The sequence below is a fragment of the Arthrobacter bambusae genome (assembly GCF_030812595.1).
In the GTDB taxonomy this organism is placed as follows: domain Bacteria; phylum Actinomycetota; class Actinomycetes; order Actinomycetales; family Micrococcaceae; genus Arthrobacter; species Arthrobacter bambusae_B.
The window spans coordinates 155606-174114 of record NZ_JAUSSZ010000009.1 but is presented as its reverse complement, the minus strand read 5'-3'; the positions used below and the strand labels follow the sequence as shown (position 1 = coordinate 174114).

The following is an 18509-nucleotide window of genomic DNA, read 5'->3' as shown; positions in this document are numbered from 1 at the left end:
GCAACACCTGACCACTTTCGGGGAAGGCCCGACGGCGGAAACCCCAGCGGGCCGGGCGGCGTCGGTCCGTGCCCCGTTCAAAAGTGGTAGATAGTTGTGGCCCGGCTCAACGAGGCAGCGAGCCGAAAGCATCCAACGCCTCCCGGCGCGAGGCTTTAAGGTCAACCACCGGATCCGGATAATCCGCAGTAGAGAGCTCGGGGATCCACTTGCCGACGTATCTGCCGTCCGGATCGAATTTCGCTGCCTGGGTCTCCGGGTTGAAGATCCTGAAGAAGGGCGACGCGTCCGCGCCGGAACCGGCTACCCACTGCCAGTTCGCGGGATTGGACGCAGGATCGGCATCCACCAGGGTGTCCCAAAACCATTGCTCGCCCACCTGCCAGTGGATGCCAAGGTTCTTGACGAGAAGGCTGGCGGAAACCATGCGGACCCGGTTATGCATCCAGCCCAAGTGCCACAATTGCCGCTGGCCGGCGTCCACCAAGGGGAATCCGGTGCGACCCTCCTGCCATGCGCGAAGGAGGTCGGCGGCATCCTGGGTCTCCGGGCTGCCCGCCTCGGCCCTCGGCCAAGCCCACGGATAGTGGTCGAACCCAGGCCGCAAATTGGCTGTGGCCAGGTCCGGGTGATGGAAGTATTGATGCCAGCAAAATTCGCGCCACCCGAGTTCCGAGGCGAAGACTGCCGCACCGTCGCCCAGTTCCCGGCGCCGGCCTTGCAGGGCGTGCCACACCTCGAAGGGACTGAGCTGTCCCCAGCGCAGGAAAGGCGACAACCGGCTGCTGCCCGGCAGGTCCGGACGGTCCCGGTTCACCGAATAGTCGGCAATCCCGTGCTCCACGAAGTCATCAAGGAACTCGTGCGCCTGGACCGGACCCGGCTGCCAGCTTTCGGACAATCCGCCCGACCAATCGGGGTTCCTCGGCAGCAATCCCCACGTGTCCAGGTCCTCGGACTCAGGAAGCTGGCCGGAGAACCCCCGGCCCGGTTCCGGAGCTTCCAGGGGTTCGCGGAAATCCATCCCGGACACGGTCCGCCAAAATGGCGTGAAGACCTTGAAGGGTCCCCCCTGCTTGGTGGTGACATCCAACGGTTCATGCAGCAAAGAGGCCTGGAAACTCTCTGCATGCATCCCGGATTCGCGGGCCCAGGCCTTGATCCCGGCGTCGAGCGTTCGCTCTGCCCCGCCATAACGGCGGTTCCAGTACAGCGATCCGGAACCCATCGCCGTCGCGGTTTCCCGGATGACCTCTGCCGCCGGTCCGCGTCGCAGCAGGAGCGGCACGCCCAAGCATGCGAGGTCATCGCGGAGGGCGAGGAGGGAATGATGCAGCCACCAGCGGGACGCGCCGCCGGGCGGCCTGATGCCCGGCGATTCCTCGTCGAAGACATAAAGCGCGACGGCGGCACCGTCGTCGGCTGCCGCCCGCAGCGCCGGGTTGTCCGCGGTCCGGAGGTCGTCCCGGAACCACACGATTGACGGCTTCACTCATCCTCCTCGGATTTTATGCAAAGGCCATGCCCCCTAGGACGAATCTTAGGGGGCATGGACAATACGGAAGCTACTGGGATTTATTTCGGCATCAGGACGGAGTCGACCAGGTACACCGTGGCGTTGGCGGTGTGGACGCCACCGCAGATCACGGCGGAGCTTCCATCAACCTTGAGTGCGTCCTTGGTCCCCGTGACGGTCACTGAGTCGCCCTCAACCGTCTTGTGGGTTCCCACGATCTGGTCCGGGGTCAGCTGGCCGGGGACCACGTGGTACGTGAGGATCTTGCTCAGGAGGGCATCGTCGGTCTTGAGGCTGTCGATGGTCGCGGCGGGGATCTTGGCGAAGGCGCTGTCCACAGGAGCGAAGACCGTGAACTGGCTGCCGTTAAGCGTGTCCACCAAGTTCACTTTCGGGTTCAGCTTGCCGGACACAGCGGCCGTGAGGGTCTTGAGCAGCGGGTTGTTGGAAGCAGCCACGGCTACGGGGTCTACAGCCATGCCCGCAACGGAACCTGCACCGCTCGGAACCTGGGAAGCGTAGCTTGCGCAGCCCGGGCCAACCAGGTCTTTGGTCGGATCCATCGCGGCACTTGCCGAGGCGGAGGGGCTCGCTTCCATGGTCGAAGACGAGCTGGATGCGCTGGACGAGCTAGGAGCGGCGGACGACGGTGCTGCCGTGGAACCGGAGCCGCCACAAGCAGTGAGGCCCAGCAGGGCGGAAGCGGCGAGACCGGCGATCGCAAAAGACGTGCGCTTTGTAGCAAGCATGACATTTCTCCTTCAAACGGACTGACATTCGGGGCCGGTTGATTCCGGTGTGTGAAAGGACTTCACCCTGGCGGGCTAAGTACTTATGCCAGCTATTCGGAGGTGCGGCTCGGGTGGATGGGTAGGGTTTGAAAAAATTATTGAGGGAGCCCCGCGGAGCTCATGCGGTGGGCTTCTTCCAGGAGCAACTTGCCGAGGAAGGCCTGCCGTTCAGGACGGAACCGCGGCTCGATGCCCGTGAGGGACAAAGCGCCGATTGGGCGGCCCAGTTGATCGAAGACGGCGGCCGCCATTCCCCAGCTCCCCTCGAGGACTAAACCGGGATTCACCGAGTACCCGGCCATGCGGGTCTGCTCGAGGTTCCTGCGCACCACGCACTCGGTGTGGCCCGCAGCGAAGTCCCCCGCATGTTGTTCCCAGCCGGACAGGATCATTTCCTGCTCCTTGTCCGGCATGAACGCCATGATTGCCGTACCGGCCGACGCCACGCCGAGCGGAAACCTGACGCCCTCGTGCAATACGAAGGAGCGCACGGGGAAGCTGCCCTCCTCGCGGAGGACGCACACGGTTTCGTGGCCGCGACGGATTGAGTAGAAGGCACTTTCCCCGCTCTCCTCGGCGAGGCGGCGCAGGCTGGGCCGGGCCAAGTCCTCGAACGGGAACCGCGCAGCCGCCACCGACCCCAGCAGGAAGATCTCCGGTCCCAGGATCCAGTTGCCGGTCCGTTGATCGTGGTCCAGGAGGCCTTCGGCGGCGAGTGACGCGAGCAAGCGGTGCACGGTCGGGCGCGTCAGCCCCGACTCGCGGACCAGGCCGGCGATGGACATGCCCTCCGGCTTGCGCCCCACGAGGCGCAGGAGGGCCGCGACCCGCCCCACTACCTGGGCGCCCTGGACCGGCTTGTTTTGCAACTGTCGAGCAGGCACCCCGTTCCCCTTTCCGAAGTTTTCCTCCACAATGTGGACACTTCTAAGACTAGCGTCCACACTATGCAAGTTCAGCCCTCCCGGCCAGGCGAAGCCGTTGACCCTAGGCATAACGCCACCCTAAGCTCCTTTCCCAGACGACTTGCCCAGACGACTTGCCCCGACCGCCGGTTGGGACCGTGTCCACAAAGTGGATAGCGCCGGGCAACCCTACTCAAAGACGAGGACAACGCCATGGCCAAAATCCAGCCCAGCGCCGCCATTGCACTGCAGGACGTCCTGCGCGACGGCCAGACGATCGCCGTCGGCGGCTTCGGGCTCAGCGGCATCCCCGCGGACCTGATCGACGCCGTCCGCGAGTCGGGAGTCAAGGACCTGACAGTGGTCTCCAACAACATGGGTATTGACGGGAAAGGGCTTGGCGTCCTCATCGAAGCCGGACAGGTCCGCAAGGTCGTTGCCTCATATGTGGGCGAGAACAAGCTCTTCGCGGAGCAGTACCTGTCCGGCCAGCTTGAGGTCGAGTTCGCTCCCCAGGGCACCCTCGCCGAGCGTCTCCGCGCGGGCGGCGCAGGCATCCCCGCCTTCTACACGCGGACCGGCGTCGGAACCTTGGTTGCCGAGGGCAAGCCCCTTGAAGAGTTCGACGGCGTCACGTACGTCCGCGAGCGCGCGATCGTCGCCGACATCGCACTGGTCCACGCCCACACCGCGGACACCGACGGCAACCTCATCTACCGCTATACGGCCCGGAACTTCAACCCGGTCGTCGCGACGGCCGGAACCGTGACCATCGCCGAGGCCGAAGTGATCGTTCAGCCAGGCGCGTTGGATCCCAACCACATCGTGACGCCCGGCGTCTACGTCCAGCGACTGGTCCAGGCGAGCGGCCGGCCCAAGGACATTGAGCAGCGGACAGTCCGGCCCCGCACTGAAGCCCTGGCCGTCTAAGCACCCCACCAGCGAAGGAGCACCACCATGGCATGGACCCGCGACGAAATGGCCGCCATCGCGGCCGAGGAACTCAGCGACGGCGATTACGTCAATCTCGGCATCGGCATTCCCACCCTCGTGGCCAACAACCTGCCCGACGGCGTGCGGGTTGTCCTGCAAAGTGAAAACGGCCTCTTGGGCATGGGGCCCTTTCCCTATGAAGGCGAGGAAGACGCGGACCTCATCAATGCCGGCAAGCAGACCGTCACCGTCCTGCCCGGTGGCAGCATCTTCGACTCGGCGACGTCCTTCGGGATGATCCGCGGCGGCCACGTCAAGGTTGCAATCCTCGGGGCCATGCAAGTTTCCGGCAACGGCGACCTCGCCAACTGGACCATCCCGGGAAAGATGGTCAAGGGCATGGGAGGCGCCATGGACCTGGTTGCCGGCACCCCGCGTGTCGTGGTCCTCACGGAACACAATGCCAAGGACGGCAGCGCGAAGATCGTCAAGGAATGCACCCTGCCCCTGACAGGCGTAGGGGTGGTGGACCGCATCATCAGCGACCTCGCGGTGTTCGATCTGGAAATGAACGACGACGGCGCGCGCCAGCTCACGCTGACCCGCCTCGCTCCCGGAGTCACCGTAGAGGAGCTTCGCGGAAAGACCGAGGCCGCATTCGACGTCGCGTTTGAATCCGCCCCTGCTTTGGAAGGAACACCCGCATGAGCCTGAAAGACCAGTTCGGCAAAGATGTCCTCCTCACCGGGTGGGGACACAGCAAGTTCGGCAAACTCACGGAGGAGACGCTGGAGTCCCTGGTTGTCCAGGTGTCCGCGGAGGCCATCCGGAACTCCGGCCTTGAGCCACGGGACATCGACGAGATTTACCTCGGCCAGTTCAATTCAGGCATGCAGCCGCTGGGATTCACCTCTTCCCTGGCATTGCAGCTGTCCGAGGAACTTGCCAATGTGCCCGCGACGAGAACCGAAAACGCCTGCGCCTCGGGCTCGGCAGCGTTCCAGCAGGGCGTGAAGGCCGTCTTGGCAGGCACCGCCCGCAACGTCCTGGTGATCGGGGCAGAAAAGATGACCGACGCGGGAGCCGACGTAGTTGGAGCGGCGCTCCTTGGGGCCTCCTATGAAATGGCGGGAAAGGCCTCCACCACCGGTTTCACGGGGTTGTTCGCCGAAGTGGCAAAGCACTACGAAAAGCGCTACGGCGCGGGCCTGACGGGTGCCGGTTTTGCCGGGGGCGGCCTGGGCGACATCCTGGGTTCCATCGCCGCCAAGAACCACCACAACGGCATGGACAACCCCTACGCGCAGATGCACAGGGACTTCGGAGAGGAGTTCTGCCGGACCGTTTCCGAGAAGAACCCCATGGTTGCCGAACCGCTGCGCCGCACCGACTGCTCCCCCGTGTCCGACGGCGCCGCCGCCGTCGTGCTCTCCCTCGGCCCGGCGTCGGGCGCTGCTACCGACCCCGTACGGTTGGCGGGCTTCGGCCACGCGAACGACTTCTTCCCGGCAGAGCGCCGGGATCCCACGGAGTTCGCCGCTACGCGGGTCTCCTGGGAGCGCGCGCTGGGGATGGCCGGCGTCGGCATCGACGGACTCGACTTTGCTGAAGTGCACGATTGCTTCACCATCGCCGAACTGATCATGTACGAGGCCATGGGGCTGACGCCGCGCGGTGAAGGATCCCGGGCCGTGCGGGAAGGCTGGGTCTACAAGGACGGCAAGCTGCCCATCAACGTGTCCGGCGGCCTCAAGGCCAAGGGCCACCCGGTAGGCGCCACCGGCGTGTCGCAACATGTCATCGCGTCCATGCAGCTGACGGGCACCGCGGGAGCCATGCAACTGCCCGGCGCACGCCGCGGAGCGGTCCAGAACATGGGGGGTGTAGGCATCGCGAACTACGTCTCCATTTTGGAGTCGATCTAAGGAGCCCCGGCCCTTCACCAGCTACCGCGCCGGGTCTAAACTGACCCTATGTCCGACACCGCAGGACGCAAGTTGTTTCAGCATTCAGGAACGGCTCTGATCTTCCGGGGAGCCCTGGCTCTTCTCTTGGCCTTCCTTGTTGCCTCCCTGCCGGTCGCCACGGTGTTTGCCCTCGTCTACGTGTTCGGCGTCTTCGCCATCACCGATGGACTAACCAACATGGCCCATTACTTCTACGACCCCGCTCGCCACTCCCGCTGGAGCCTGATCGGTGGCTTCATCTCCCTGGTGACCGGCCTCGTAGCCGTTTCGTGGCCCGGCATCACCGCCGCGGCACTGGGCGTCCTCATAGGAGCATGGGCCCTGATCCTCGGGGTTTCGCAAATCATCCTTGCCATGGACACCCGCGCGAACGTCCCGCGTTGGTGGTCCTGGATGGCGACGGGCATAGTCACCACCGCATTCGGGGTTTGGGTACTGCTCAATCCGGGGCTGGGCTTTTTGGGGGTCGTGGCCCTCCTCGCGGCGTATTCAGCGGTTGCCGGCATCCTCTTGATCATTTCCGGCATCAAGCTCCGCAGGCGCGCCTCCTCTTCGGTGATGCTCGCCCACTAGCCCCCGCGCGAGCAATCCACCCCAAGGGGATGCGCCAAGGCCCAAGTTCGGTAAGTTAGTGGCTGTGAAGATAGCTACCTGGAATGTGAATTCGCTCCGCGCGCGTGCCGACCGCGTCGAGGCCTGGCTGCAGCGCAGTGACTGCGATGTCCTCGCCATACAGGAGACCAAGTGCAAGGACGACAACTTCCCGTGGGAGCTCTTCGAGCGCATGGGCTACGAAGTCGCCCACTTCGGCCTGAGCCAATGGAACGGCGTGGCGATCGCCTCGCGCGTAGGACTCGACGACGTGCAGCGCACCTTTGTTGACCAGCCCGCCTTCGGGAAAGCCGGCAAGGATCCGGCCCAGGAAGCCCGGGCGATTGCCGCAACATGCGGCGGGATACGGGTGTGGAGCCTGTACGTTCCGAATGGTCGTTCCCTGGATGACGAACACATGCCGTACAAGCTCAAGTGGTTGGACACCTTGAAGGGCCATGCCGCCGCTTGGATCGCCGAGAACCCCGAAATCCAGGTGGCCCTCATGGGCGACTGGAACATCGCCCCGCTGGATGAGGACGTGTGGGACATCGATTTCTTCCGGGCGAACGCTCTCACCCACGTCAGCGAACCTGAGCGCGAAGCCTTCCGCGCGTTCGAAGCGGCTGGTTTCACCGACGTCGCCCGCGCCTACACCCCGGGCCCCGGCGTCTACACCTACTGGGACTACACGCAGCTCCGGTTCCCCAAGAAGGAGGGCATGCGTATCGACTTCGTCATGGCTTCCCCTGCCCTGGCTGCCCGCGTTACCGGGGCATCGATCGACCGCGAGGAACGCAAGGGCAAGGGCGCCTCGGACCACGCTCCCGTGATCGTGGAGCTTACGGACTGAACAACAATTGACGGAGGAGGCGGGCCCGCGATGAGCGGAAAGCTATACGGGAGTCAGGCTGGACTCCCCTTCTCTTCGGCGTTACGCGTCTACGAACCGCTCGAAGCCTTCCCGGAGGACCAGCGGATACAGCTCGTGGCGAGCGGTACCCGCAGCGGTTCGCGGGCCGCCGTCGAAAATGCAGAGCTGCTCGCGTCCCTCGGGCGGGTCACCCGAGAGGGCGGGGACCCATTCCCCACGGGCAGCACCGACCTGGTCCGCATCACGCGTGTTCCTTCCGGAGATAGGAACGACCCCGACGCCGGGCGGCTGCTTTACTGCCCCAGCCAGCTGGTCATCCGGGCGGGATTGGCAGCCAATGCCCTCATGGAAGGCATCCACGGACCGCTCGCGGACTTGCTCATCCCCGTGCACCAGCGCGACAGGCACCAGGCGCGCATCGACCGCATCAACGCCAGCCACGACGCGAAACGCGTGCATACACGGGCCTCGACATGGGGCATACCCTTCAGCTGGTTCTCGCTGTTCCAGGAGTCGGACCGCAAAGACGTCGTGGAATCCGGCGGCCGGATCCTGACCGTCAGGGTCTGGGCCTCACTGACGGATGCCTTGGACCGCGCACGCTTTGCCGTGGCCAACCTCGCCCTCGCAGCCCCGGACCTGGACATGCTGGACGACCTCACCCAGCTCACCGAATGGCTCGAATTGTTCGACGTGCAGTCAATGGTCGAGCTGGACTACGGCGCCGTAGCGGACAAGGTGTACCCTGACGAGTCACCCATGGATGTCAGGTTGGGCATCGAATGCCTTGCCGAGGGCGACATGACTGGGGCGGCCGCCGCTTACCGCAGGCTGGCTTCCCGCTGGATCCCCATCAGGCAGCTGGCCCGGGCCTCCTAGTCCCCACCGCCACCCTCGCCTCGCAAGCTCGGCCAGGGAACCCCCACGGCGTGGCCCCACCCACCGCCACCCTCGCCTCGCAAGCTCGGCCAGGGAACCCCCACGGCGTGGCCCCACCCACCGCCACCCTCGCCACCCTCGCCACCCGCTGGCTCAGTCCTTGGGGCGGGGCGGACCGGTGGTTTCGCGGACGATCAGCCGGTGGGCTGCTTTCATCGACCGCACGGAACCTGCGGCCCCGGCCAATTCGTCCAACAGCATGCGCGTGCCCAGTTGGCCTTGTTCAACAGGGTCCTGGGCCACGGTTGTCAGGCCCATTGCCTCGGAGAATTCATGGTTGTCAATGCCGATGATGGACAGTTCTTCCGGCACGCGGACGCCACGGCGCCGCGCCTGCAACATGGCACCCATGGCCATTTCATCGGAAGCACAGAAGATTGCCGTCGGTTTGCGCCCGGGTTTGCTCCAGAGCTCGTCAAAGGCTTCCTGGCCGCTGCCCACGGTGAAGTTTCCGAAAATGTCCCACTCCGAAGGCATGGAACAGCCCGCGCTCGTCATGGCGTCCGTGAAACCGTCAACGCGCAGTCGCGGCACGGTGAAGTTCAGGTCGGAATCGTCCTGGCCATGGAGCAGCGCGATCTCCCGGTGGCCGAGGTTCAACAGATGCATGGTGGCTTCCACAGACGCAGCGTAATCGTCGATGCCGATGCTGGGGCAGTCCTCCACTGGACCGCCGACAATCACCAAGGGAATTTCGATCCTTTGGAGATCGGCGATTTCCTCGGGCGTCAGGGACATGCAGAGGACAAGGAGTGCGTCGATCTGCTTGTAGACCATCGTCTTGCTGAAGAGCCGTTCCCGCGCTCCGCGCTGGCCGCCCAGGTTGAACAGCGACAGGTTGTACCCGCGAGCGTGGAGCTCGCGGTCCACGCCCTCGATCGCCTTGAAGAAGAACCAACGGTCCACATAAGGGGCCAGCACCCCGATTGTCTTCGTACGGCCCGTAGCCAATCCGGAAGCGGACGACGACGCCACATAACCGAGTTCTCCGGCGACCCGCAGGATCTTTTCCCGGGTAGCAGGAGATACCCGGGGAAGGCCGCGCACTGCGCGGGAAACGGTGGCGGTGGAAACGCCCGCGGCCTGTGCGACGTCCTCAATGCTGGCACCTGCGTGGCCGCCACGCTGCGACCGTTCACTCGTTTTTGCCACTCAAGCCCCCTCAAAGATTCCGGGCGGAAGCCGGGGGTTCCTTCCCAGACGACGGATAACCAGCGTATTCCGCATGGTTGCCCTCCGCCGATTCCGCGCTGCTTATTTCGGCTCGCTGCTCAGCTGATGCGCCTGGACGTCCGAGCGGGGAGCCGCCGGCGAAGCCGAAGCATCCCCCATAGGGCCAGCACCACTGCCAGCAGGCCCAAGGCCCAGCCCAGCGCGGGCTGGGCCGTGAGCTCCGCGGCCACTGTGATGACCAGCAGGACCAAGGCCCAAAAGGCGAGAAAACCTATGACGAGGTCGAAATCTTCCGCAGATTTCACTCGCGTGTTCTGCTCCTTGGCCGGGCCGCCGAGGGACGGCCCGGCCGAATCCGGGGTGTGCGTCATTTGACGGCGCCGGCTGTCAGGCCCGCCACGATCTTGCGCTGGAAGACCAGCACGAGGATCACAAGCGGAATCGTCACGACCGTTCCGGCGGCCATGACGGCGGTGTAAGGCTCCTGGTGGGCCTGGGCACCGGCGAAGTAGGCGATAGCCACCGTGACGGTCTTGGTCTGCTCGTTGGACAGCTGGCTCGCGATGAGGAACTCATTCCACGAAGCGATGAACGCCAGGATTGCGGTAGTGAACACGGCGGGCGCAGCAAGCGGCATGATCACCTTGCGGAATGCCTGGCCCTGCGTGCAACCATCGATTCGAGCCGATTCCTCCAGTTCCCACGGCATCTCCCGGAAGAATGACGTCAAGGTGTAGACCGTCAGGGGAAGCACAAAGGAAATGTTCGGAATGATCAGTGCCTGATATGTGCCATACCAGCCGATATTGGTGAACAGCTGGAACAGCGGCGTCACCAAGGCCACGCCCGGGAACATCGATGCCCCGAGGACAAAGCCGAGGACAAGGAATTTGAAACGGAACTCAAGCCTGGACAGGGCATAGGCCGCAAACACTCCGAAAAGGAGGGCCACTACGGTGGTTACCCCTGCCACGAGGAGCGAGTTCAGGAGGTTCCGGCCGAAGTGGTTGCCCAGGTTTTCAGAGAACACCGTGGTGAAGTTGTCCCAGGTGACGTGGGTGAAGAAAGGCGTCGAATCGAAGGTGTATCCGACGTCGCGGAACGCGGTCACGATCATCCAGTAGAACGGAAGCAAGCACCAGATGAAAATGAGCGCTGCGCTGAGGTACGTGCGCCCGCTCGCCCAGCGTTCCCGCCGTCGGGCAGCTGTCTTGGGCGCGGAGTCAATGCTCACGGCGGTCATTTTTCCTGCCCCTTGGTCTTAGGCGTGGCTGAGGCGACTGCGTTGGCTCCCAGGAAACGAACGAAGATGAACGCAACGAGGAAGATGATCAGGAAGGTGATGGTGGACAGTGCTGCCGCTGAATTGAATCCCTGGCGGATCTGTTCAACCACCAGGATCGACAACGTTGTTGTGTTGTTCGAGCCCTGGGTCATGATGGCCGGGAGGTCATACATGCGCAGCGCGTCAAGGACACGGAACAGGACAGCAACCATGAGCGCCGGCTTCACCAGCGGCAAGGTGATCTGGGTGAAACGTTGCCAGGCCGAGGCGCCGTCGACCTTCGCGGCCTCGTACACCTCTGCCGGGATGATCTGGAGTCCAGCCAAAATGAGCAAGGCCATAAACGGCGTGGTCTTCCAGACATCGGAGATGATGATCGCCCAGCGTGCCGGCCATTCACTTCCGGTCCACAGGATCGCCGTCCCAAAGAGCTTGTTGGCGATGCCGTCGAAGGCGAAGATGAAGAACCACAGCTTTGCGGTCACGGCCGTAGGAATGGCCCACGGCACCAGGACAGCAGCACGGAGGGCACTGCGGCCGCGGAAACTCCGTGCCATGATAACGGCCATCCAGAAGCCCAGGACCGTCTCGAGCACCACGGTTACCGCGGTGAAGAAGAACGTCGTTCCCACGGCGCCCCAGAACTGGGAGCCAAGGGTGCCAGGCGCACAGGCAGCCGAGCCGCATTGCTGGGCCAGCCAGTGGACAAAGTTGTCAAAGCCGGCGGGTCCGCCTTGGACGAAAAGCTTGGTCGCCGGATCAAGGCCCTGGTCCTTCTGGAAGGCCATGATGATCGCGTTGACCACGGGGTAGACGATGACTACCGCGAGCAATACCAAGGCAGGGGAAATCAACCAGAACGCCCACCGGCCTTGGGATGTCGCCGCCCGGTCCTGTCCTACTTCTTTTTGAACTTTTTTGGTTTTGGGGCCTGGTGTCTCTGGCGCCCGCTTAGGCTGCGCAAGTGTGGACATGTCCCCTCCTTCCGGAATGTGGTGGCGTGTCCCTCGGGCGGCCGTTCGCGCTACGCGACAGCCGCCCGAAGGACACTGGGGGTGTCGCTACTGACTGGCCGAGTTGATGGCCGTATCCATATCCGTCATGGCTTGGTCTACGGACTTGTCACCCTTGATGGCAGCGTAGGCGTTGTCCTGGATGGCCTTGGTGACGGCCGGGTAGAACGGCGTGACCGGGCGCGGCACGGCATTCGAGATCGAGGTCTTCAGCACCGGCAGGTACGGCAGCTGCTGGACCAGGGTGGCATCGTCGTACAACGAACCGAGCACCGGGGCGAGTGAACCCTGGGTTGCGTAGAACTTCTCAGTTTCTTCACTGGTCATGAAGGCCAGGAAGTCCTTTGCGGTTGCCTTGTGCTGGGAGTAGACGCTGATAGCGAGGTTGTGCCCACCGAGGGAGGAAGCACCAGGGCCGCTCTTGCCCGGAAGCGGGGCCATGCCGAAGGTGTCCTTCACCTTGGAGGAGCCGTCCGTCTTGGCGAGGTTGTAGACATACGGCCAGTTGCGCAGGAAGAGCAGTTTGCCGTCCTCGAAGGATTGCCGGCCTTGTTCTTCCTGGTAAGTGACGGCTTGCGTGGGGATGTTTCCGTTCTTGTAGGCGGTGACCAGGTTGTTGAGGCCAGCCTTGGCCGCCGCAGAAGTCACCGTCGATTTGCCGTCGTCTCCAACGATCGTGCCGCCGGCCGTGTTGATGGCTTCAGCCGCGTTGACCGTGAGGCCTTCGTACTTGGCGAACTGTCCCGCGTAGCAGTCAATGTTGTGGGACTTCGCGATGGAACACATGCTCATCATCTCGTCCCAGGTCTTGGGCGGCGTGGGCACCAAGTCCTTGCGGTAGAAGAGGATGCCGCCGTCGGAGGTCTGGGGCGCCGCGAAGAGGGTGTTGTTGTAGGTGGCTGTCTTGACCGTGGCAGGCAACATCTTGGACGTGTCGATGCTCATCTTGTCCTGGAGCGGCTGCAGCCAACCCTTAGCGGCAAACTCAGCCGTCCAGATGACGTCCACGTCAACCACGTCGTAGTTGGCGTTTTTGGCCTGGAAGTTCTGGACGAGGTCGTCGTGTTGCTGGTCCGCCTGGTCGGACTGCTCCTTGAAGGTGACCTTCTGGTCCGGGTGCGCCGCATTCCACTTATCGACAAGCGGGCGGACAACGTTGCTGTTGTCCTTGCCTTGCACGTAGGTGATCGGACCCCGTGCGTCGAGGTTTGCTGCGGCATCTCCGCCGCTTGAGGCAGTGCTGCCGCCCCCGCCGCCACCACAGGCGGACAGGGACATGGCTAGCACGCCGGCAACAGCAGCCGGCAAAAGGTACTTGCGTGTGTTCATGCTGGGAACTCCTCAGTGAGTGGACCAGGTTTTTCCGCAGTGCGGTTGATGTGGTGAGCCTCACATTAGTAAGCTTCCGGGTAGTAATGCAAGCGTTTACATAAAAATATGTCCCTGAGAGGAATCCAGTGCCGCACACCCCGATCCCGACCCCCGGTTCCAGCAATTCCGCGTGGTGGGCAAGCGCCGTCGTGTACCAGATCTATCCTCGCTCTTTCGCGGATGCCAACGGCGACGGGATGGGCGACCTCGCCGGGGTCACAGCGAAACTGCCCTATCTGCAAACGTTGGGCGTGGACGCCGTATGGCTCTCCCCGTTCTACAAGTCGCCGCAGGCTGATGCCGGATACGACGTAGCGGACTACCGGGCCGTCGATCCCCTCTTCGGCACCTTGGATGACTTCGACGCCATGCTGGAGAAGGCACACAGCCTCGGCATCAAGGTGATCGTAGACCTCGTGCCCAACCACACCTCTGACGAGCACGCCTGGTTCCGCGAAGCCCTTGCCGCCGGCCCCGGCTCCCCTGAACGCGAGCGCTACATGTTCCACCCGGGCAAAGACTCCAAACCAGGCTCCGGGGACGGCGCCTTGGCCCCGAATAATTGGAAATCCATCTTCGGCGGCCCGGCGTGGACGCGCCTCATGAACGACGATGGCACTCCCGGCCAGTGGTACCTGCACCTTTTCGATACGAAGCAGCCCGATCTCAACTGGGAGAACCCCGAGGTCCACGAAGAGATGCGTTCGGTACTGCGCTTCTGGCTGGACCGCGGAGTCGACGGTTTCCGGGTGGATGTTGCCCACGGCCTCGTCAAAGAAGCCGGCCTGCCCGATTGGGAAGGCGCTGCTGCCATGGTCGAGGGTGGCTTGTCCGCACCGGGCGCCCATAGCGAAGCTGTCGAGCCACACACGGCACACCCGCACTCCGCCGCAGGAGCCGAGCCCGTTGCCGGGTCCGTCGCGACCGCCGTCGAACACAAGGTCAAGCCACCGCTGGACCCGCCGTCGCCCTTCTTCGACCAGGACGGCGTCCACGAAATCTACCGTGAATGGCACAAAGTCCTGGCCGAATACGATGGCGACCGCATGCTGGTTGCCGAGGCCTGGGTCGAGCCTGCCGAACGGTTGGCCCGATACGTGCGCAAGGACGAAATGCAACAAGCTTTCAACTTCGATTTCCTCCTGGCAGGCTGGGACGCCGAACGAATGGCGGAGGCAATCGAATCTTCGCTGTACGCGGCGGGATCCGTCCAGGCTCCCTCCACTTGGGTCCTGAGCAACCACGACACCGTCCGGCACCCCAGCCGTTTCGGACTGGCCGACCCAACCACCTTCCCCAAGGGAATCGCGGCGGAGGACGAGCAGCCAGACGCCGGCCTGGGTCTGGCACGGGCACGGGCGGCTTCCATGGTCTCCTTCGCCCTGCCGGGCTCGGCCTACTTGTACCAAGGTGAAGAACTGGGCCTTCCGGAGCACACGTCCCTGCCAGCCGAAGCGCGCCAGGACCCAACCTTCTTCCGGACCAAGGGCGTGGAGCGCGGCCGGGACGGGTGCCGCGTGCCGCTGCCCTGGAAATCCGCCGAGCCCGGCTACGGATTCTCGGAAACGGCATCCGCTGGTGCCGGCGGCGCCGGTGCTGCCGGCAAAGCGCCCGCGGCGCCCTGGCTGCCTCAACCCGAAGCGTTCGGCGAGCTCGCCGCAGACATCCAAGCCGGCGTCGGGGGCTCCACCTTGGAGCTGTACCGCTCGGTCCTGGCATTTCGCAGGTCCCACCGACTGGGCTCGGGCACGTTCCAGTGGGCCGAGGAGCACGATCCCGCCAATGGCGTCCTGGCCTTCCACAACAGGGACGTGCTGGTCGTGGTCAACATGGGCACTGCGGCTCTCCCCGTCCCGGCCGGGCTCCGAGTCGAACTGTCCAGCGATGGCGGCTCTGGCGGGACGTCGATTGTCCCGAACAGCGGGGCGTACCTCGTGGCGCGGACCAGGTAGCAGGGTCATCCGTCCATCAACCGTTGGCGTCAGTTCAACGGACGCGCTCAGCCCTGCTGAACCTGGTCCGCGCGCCGGCCCCGATGTGAATCAACACGGGGGTTTTGCGTCCCACCACCATGTCCAGCGCCTCCACCAGCCGGGAGACGTCTGCCGCCAGCGTGTGCGGGGAAACGCCCTGGCGCGGCTGGACCCGGATCCGGAGGCCCGGACGCCCGTTGACCTCGTAGGTCGCCACCGTCACGCCCGCAAGATCGGTACGGTCCGCAAGGGCATGCTTCAGCGCTTGCTCCGCAAGGTTCCCACCGATGTTTACATCGCCAGGAGTCCCGGCCTCGTCGTACTCCGACACGATGAGGTTGGCCCGGCCTTTGCCCTGCTGCGACACCCAGGCCACCATCAGCACGATCAACACAACAAGTACCGCTGCTGCTGCCACCCAAAGCCAGCTTTCCTCCCGCCCTGGGATACGGGTCTGCTCAGAGAGGTACTTGGCGTGTTCCCAGAGCCCCGCGGACCACCCTTGCCACCAAGTGCCCACGGCGGGAACGGTGGCAAGCAGAACCAGGAGAATGCCGATGGCCAGCAGCTTCAAGCCAAGGATGCCGATCAGGATGCGGTTGAGGACGTGCGGAGTGCCGTTCATGCCCCGATCACCCCGGACGTAGCGATATTGACCCGGACTGAAGGCATGGGCGAAGGTGCCATCCTGTGAAGTTCATCCTCGACGGCGGCCAGGATCCGTTCCTCGTGCAACGGCACGCCCGAGGTGGGCCGGACGTTGACCACAACCAGCCTCTGCGAAACCACCACCATGACCTGTTCCTGTGTGACATTCGCTGACATCCGGGCAACCCGGGCGAGTGCGGAAGCGATGACTTCGTCATCCACCACTACTCCGGCGCGTGGATCCTCGATCAAATGACGGGACTTTCTGCCCGGCAGGACTGCGTTCAAGAAGAACATCAGGCCCACCATCGCCACGACGCCGCCGAGTGCACCGAGCAGAAGAGGGGAAATCCCCGCGGGCAGCGCCGTAAGCCGTTCGGCAGCAGTTTGCGGGTCAATGAGCCACGGTGGTTGGCCGATGGCGCGCAAGGCGGATTCGAGGAGGGCATAAACGCAGGCCGCGATCACAAGAGCAGCGGCCAGCCCGGCCATTCCCGCCCGGGAGGAACGGGTTTCGCGCCTGAGGATGCGCTGGAGCCCGGCGTCGCGCCGGTCGTCGGAGGTGCCCGGTGTTTGAACGCCGGGGGTGTCGCCCTCGGCAGTGGCCGGATGCGCAGTGTGCGCGTGCTCAGGGTCCGGATGCGCAGTGGCCGAGTGATTGCGCCGGGCGTGCGGGGTCTGGGCATGGCTCATCGTACGCGGGCTCCTTCGCTGATGCGTGCGCCGCTGATCCGGATGTCCACGCGGCTCAGGGTGGAACCGCTGAGCTGGGTGACACGCTCAAGAATGGCCGTCTTGGCAGCGACTGCCCGGTCCCAAACCGTACCGCCGAATCCCTCTACCCTCGAGGGATCCCTGAGGACCTCCGTGAGCGAGGGAACCCGGATCGGGGCGGCAATCGAGAGTGCGAGGAGGCCGGCGTCGTCCGACCACTCGGCGCGAACATCCTGCGCCGAGATACCAAGCGCTTCCGCAGCGGCCGCCCGGGCCAAGGTGGTGAGGGCCTGGGTGCTGATTCGGTTGTGGCCAGCCAGGGAAACGGCGGGCTGCACAGCCCCAGCCGTGGAACTCATGACGATGAGCGGCGGCCGGTGAGCGCATCCAGCACGCTGCGCAGGTCAAGCTTTCCGTCCGCCGCGCGGCCCAGAAGTGCACCGATGCCCATGAAGAGAAGGGCGATGACAAAACCCCACAGCCCGAATTGGAAGGCCATGAACGCCACGAAGGCGCCGATCCCGATTCCGACAACGGTCAAGTTCACTGGAGTGGCTCCCTTTCCGATAATGCGCCCTTTGTTCCGGCCTTGACGGGCGGGGCAACGTAGACATCGTTGATCTCAACGTTGACCTCAATGACCTCAAGGCCCACCAACGATTCGACCGCCCGGTAGACGGCCGCGCGGACCTGGTTGGCGACATCATGCAAGGGGAACCCATAAATGGCCACAAGATTGAGGTCCACTGCTACTTGGGTTTCTCCGACCTCGGCGCGGACACCGGCGGCGTGGTCTTGGCTGCCGACGGCATCGCGGATGGCTCCCAAGGCGCGTGACGGAGCCGATCCAAGGGAATAGACGCCCGGAACTGCCCTGGCCGCGATACCCGCAACCTTGGCGACGGCCGAATCCGCGATCACCGTGCGGCCACTTCCTGCCACGGTTTGCCGGTCCTCGGATACCGGAGCCCCAACGGCTTCCGGTTCAGGCGCGGTGTAGCTTTCCTGCTGGTCCATTTAGCCCTCCCCTTCTCTTGGGTACCACCCTAGCGCTTGGCTAAGGCAAGGCGGAGACGTCGCACCCCTCGCTGTGAGATTCTGCTGGATCATTCCGCCCGCGTACGTTTCCAGTCGCGTGATTCCAAGGGTACGGGGTTTGTCCATTCGAATGATCGAGCAGAATCTCTCGCGTACTTGCAAAATTTGGCGCACGTCGACCGAAATGTCCGCCCTTTTAGGCATAAACGGAATAGTCCCAGGCTTTTCCTGCAGGTTAAAAGAAGAAAAGCGCCGGTTCCGAAGAACTGGCGCTTCCCAGTGGTGGCTCCGACCGGCGTCGATCCGGTGACCTTTCGATTTTCAGTCGAACGCTCTACCAACTGAGCTACAGAGCCTTAGGTGACAATGTCACCATGATTGCCGGAATTTCCTTCCGGCAATCAGAGCGACCCTGACGGGACTTGAACCCGCGACCTCCGCCGTGACAGGGCGGCGCGCTAACCAACTGCGCTACAGGGCCTTGCTTGTTTGCAGCATCTCTACCGCTTTTTTCAAGGCTTCCAGCCTACCAGACTTTTCAATCCGGCTTGACCAGTTCCTTGCGTACCCCCAACGGGATTCGAACCCGTGCCGCCGCCGTGAAAGGGCGGTGTCCTAGGCCGCTAGACGATGGGGGCCTGGAACAATCCGAATTCGCGACGGCAGGCAACACCACGCGGTTTCCCCGCTTGATTCCTGCTTCTCGCTCGTCCGAACTGGACTCTAAAACTTTAGAGCATAGTCGGGGATATTCCCAAATCGCCCACCGCGGAACGCA

The 18509-nt window shown here is 64.0% G+C and carries 20 protein-coding genes and 3 tRNA genes; 7 read left to right on the top strand and 16 right to left on the bottom strand.

Annotated features, from left to right (window positions below):
- Window positions 1–106: 106 nt before the first annotated feature.
- The 3 genes from J2S96_RS13795 to J2S96_RS13785 form a co-directional block, all read right to left on the bottom strand.
- Complete coding sequence (locus J2S96_RS13795) at window positions 107–1492, bottom strand: cryptochrome/photolyase family protein (protein ID WP_306864423.1); 1386 nt, start codon at window positions 1490–1492, stop codon at window positions 107–109.
- A gap of 83 nt (window positions 1493–1575) precedes the next feature.
- Window positions 1576–2265 (bottom strand): fasciclin domain-containing protein, encoded by a 690-nt coding sequence (locus J2S96_RS13790; protein WP_306864420.1) that lies wholly within the window; start codon window positions 2263–2265, stop codon window positions 1576–1578.
- A 137-nt stretch (window positions 2266–2402) separates the two neighbouring features.
- Window positions 2403–3176, bottom strand: coding sequence for an IclR family transcriptional regulator (locus J2S96_RS13785; protein ID WP_306864555.1), 774 nt, complete (start codon window positions 3174–3176; stop codon window positions 2403–2405).
- Between the two features lie 249 nt (window positions 3177–3425).
- Between J2S96_RS13785 and J2S96_RS13780 the strand changes: the two genes are divergently transcribed.
- From J2S96_RS13780 to J2S96_RS13755, 6 genes are all read left to right on the top strand, one after another.
- A complete protein-coding gene (locus J2S96_RS13780) occupies window positions 3426–4142 on the top strand; it encodes a CoA transferase subunit A (RefSeq protein WP_306864417.1) in 717 nt (238 codons plus the stop codon).
- Between the two features lie 27 nt (window positions 4143–4169).
- A complete protein-coding gene (locus J2S96_RS13775) occupies window positions 4170–4853 on the top strand; it encodes a CoA transferase subunit B (protein ID WP_306864415.1) in 684 nt (227 codons plus the stop codon).
- Window positions 4850–6070, top strand: coding sequence for an acetyl-CoA acetyltransferase (locus tag J2S96_RS13770; RefSeq protein ID WP_306864413.1), 1221 nt, complete (start codon window positions 4850–4852; stop codon window positions 6068–6070). The genes J2S96_RS13775 and J2S96_RS13770 overlap by 4 nt, the downstream gene beginning before the upstream one ends.
- Before the next feature lie 48 nt (window positions 6071–6118).
- Window positions 6119–6685 (top strand): HdeD family acid-resistance protein, encoded by a 567-nt coding sequence (locus J2S96_RS13765; protein ID WP_306864410.1) that lies wholly within the window; start codon window positions 6119–6121, stop codon window positions 6683–6685.
- 64 nt (window positions 6686–6749) lie between these two features.
- Window positions 6750–7556, top strand: a complete 807-nt coding sequence (locus J2S96_RS13760) for an exodeoxyribonuclease III (protein WP_306864407.1) — start codon at window positions 6750–6752, stop codon at window positions 7554–7556.
- A gap of 30 nt (window positions 7557–7586) precedes the next feature.
- Entirely contained in the window at window positions 7587–8456 is an 870-nt protein-coding gene (locus J2S96_RS13755) for a hypothetical protein (RefSeq protein WP_306864404.1), read from the top strand.
- Between the two features lie 153 nt (window positions 8457–8609).
- On the opposite strand, the gene J2S96_RS13750 is transcribed toward J2S96_RS13755, so the two are convergent.
- The 5 genes from J2S96_RS13750 to J2S96_RS13730 all read right to left on the bottom strand — a co-directional run bounded on the left by J2S96_RS13750 (window position 8610) and on the right by J2S96_RS13730 (window position 13316).
- Window positions 8610–9668 carry a LacI family DNA-binding transcriptional regulator gene (locus tag J2S96_RS13750; RefSeq protein ID WP_306864402.1) on the bottom strand — a complete coding sequence of 353 codons (1059 nt, stop codon included), beginning with the start codon at window positions 9666–9668 and terminating at the stop codon, window positions 8610–8612.
- A gap of 119 nt (window positions 9669–9787) precedes the next feature.
- Window positions 9788–9994, bottom strand: a complete 207-nt coding sequence (locus tag J2S96_RS13745; protein ID WP_370873110.1) for a hypothetical protein — start codon at window positions 9992–9994, stop codon at window positions 9788–9790.
- 62 nt (window positions 9995–10056) lie between these two features.
- Complete coding sequence (locus J2S96_RS13740; RefSeq protein ID WP_306864397.1) at window positions 10057–10923, bottom strand: carbohydrate ABC transporter permease; 867 nt, start codon at window positions 10921–10923, stop codon at window positions 10057–10059.
- Between the two features lie 5 nt (window positions 10924–10928).
- Window positions 10929–11948, bottom strand: a complete 1020-nt coding sequence (locus tag J2S96_RS13735; protein WP_306864393.1) for a carbohydrate ABC transporter permease — start codon at window positions 11946–11948, stop codon at window positions 10929–10931.
- A gap of 87 nt (window positions 11949–12035) precedes the next feature.
- Complete coding sequence (locus J2S96_RS13730) at window positions 12036–13316, bottom strand: ABC transporter substrate-binding protein (protein ID WP_306864391.1); 1281 nt, start codon at window positions 13314–13316, stop codon at window positions 12036–12038.
- A gap of 128 nt (window positions 13317–13444) precedes the next feature.
- On the opposite strand from J2S96_RS13730, the gene J2S96_RS13725 reads away from it, so the two are divergent.
- Window positions 13445–15310, top strand: a complete 1866-nt coding sequence (locus J2S96_RS13725) for a glycoside hydrolase family 13 protein (protein WP_442319934.1) — start codon at window positions 13445–13447, stop codon at window positions 15308–15310.
- A gap of 34 nt (window positions 15311–15344) precedes the next feature.
- On the opposite strand, the gene J2S96_RS13720 is transcribed toward J2S96_RS13725, so the two are convergent.
- The 8 genes from J2S96_RS13720 to J2S96_RS13685 form a co-directional block, all read right to left on the bottom strand.
- Complete coding sequence (locus tag J2S96_RS13720; protein WP_306864388.1) at window positions 15345–15956, bottom strand: hypothetical protein; 612 nt, start codon at window positions 15954–15956, stop codon at window positions 15345–15347.
- Window positions 15953–16672 (bottom strand): hypothetical protein, encoded by a 720-nt coding sequence (locus J2S96_RS13715; RefSeq protein ID WP_306864384.1) that lies wholly within the window; start codon window positions 16670–16672, stop codon window positions 15953–15955. The genes J2S96_RS13720 and J2S96_RS13715 overlap by 4 nt, the downstream gene beginning before the upstream one ends.
- Window positions 16669–17052 (bottom strand): hypothetical protein, encoded by a 384-nt coding sequence (locus J2S96_RS13710; protein WP_306864381.1) that lies wholly within the window; start codon window positions 17050–17052, stop codon window positions 16669–16671. Before J2S96_RS13710 ends, J2S96_RS13715 begins: the two co-directional genes overlap by 4 nt.
- On the bottom strand, window positions 17049–17240 hold the full coding sequence (locus J2S96_RS13705; protein WP_306864378.1) for a DUF2273 domain-containing protein: 192 nt from the start codon (window positions 17238–17240) through the stop codon (window positions 17049–17051). Before J2S96_RS13705 ends, J2S96_RS13710 begins: the two co-directional genes overlap by 4 nt.
- Window positions 17237–17710 (bottom strand): Asp23/Gls24 family envelope stress response protein, encoded by a 474-nt coding sequence (locus J2S96_RS13700; protein WP_306864375.1) that lies wholly within the window; start codon window positions 17708–17710, stop codon window positions 17237–17239. Before J2S96_RS13700 ends, J2S96_RS13705 begins: the two co-directional genes overlap by 4 nt.
- A 301-nt stretch (window positions 17711–18011) precedes the next feature.
- A tRNA-Phe gene (locus tag J2S96_RS13695) sits at window positions 18012–18087 on the bottom strand.
- A gap of 51 nt (window positions 18088–18138) precedes the next feature.
- Window positions 18139–18212 (bottom strand) — tRNA-Asp (locus tag J2S96_RS13690).
- Between the two features lie 84 nt (window positions 18213–18296).
- Window positions 18297–18369 (bottom strand) — tRNA-Glu (locus J2S96_RS13685).
- Window positions 18370–18509 lie beyond the last annotated feature (140 nt).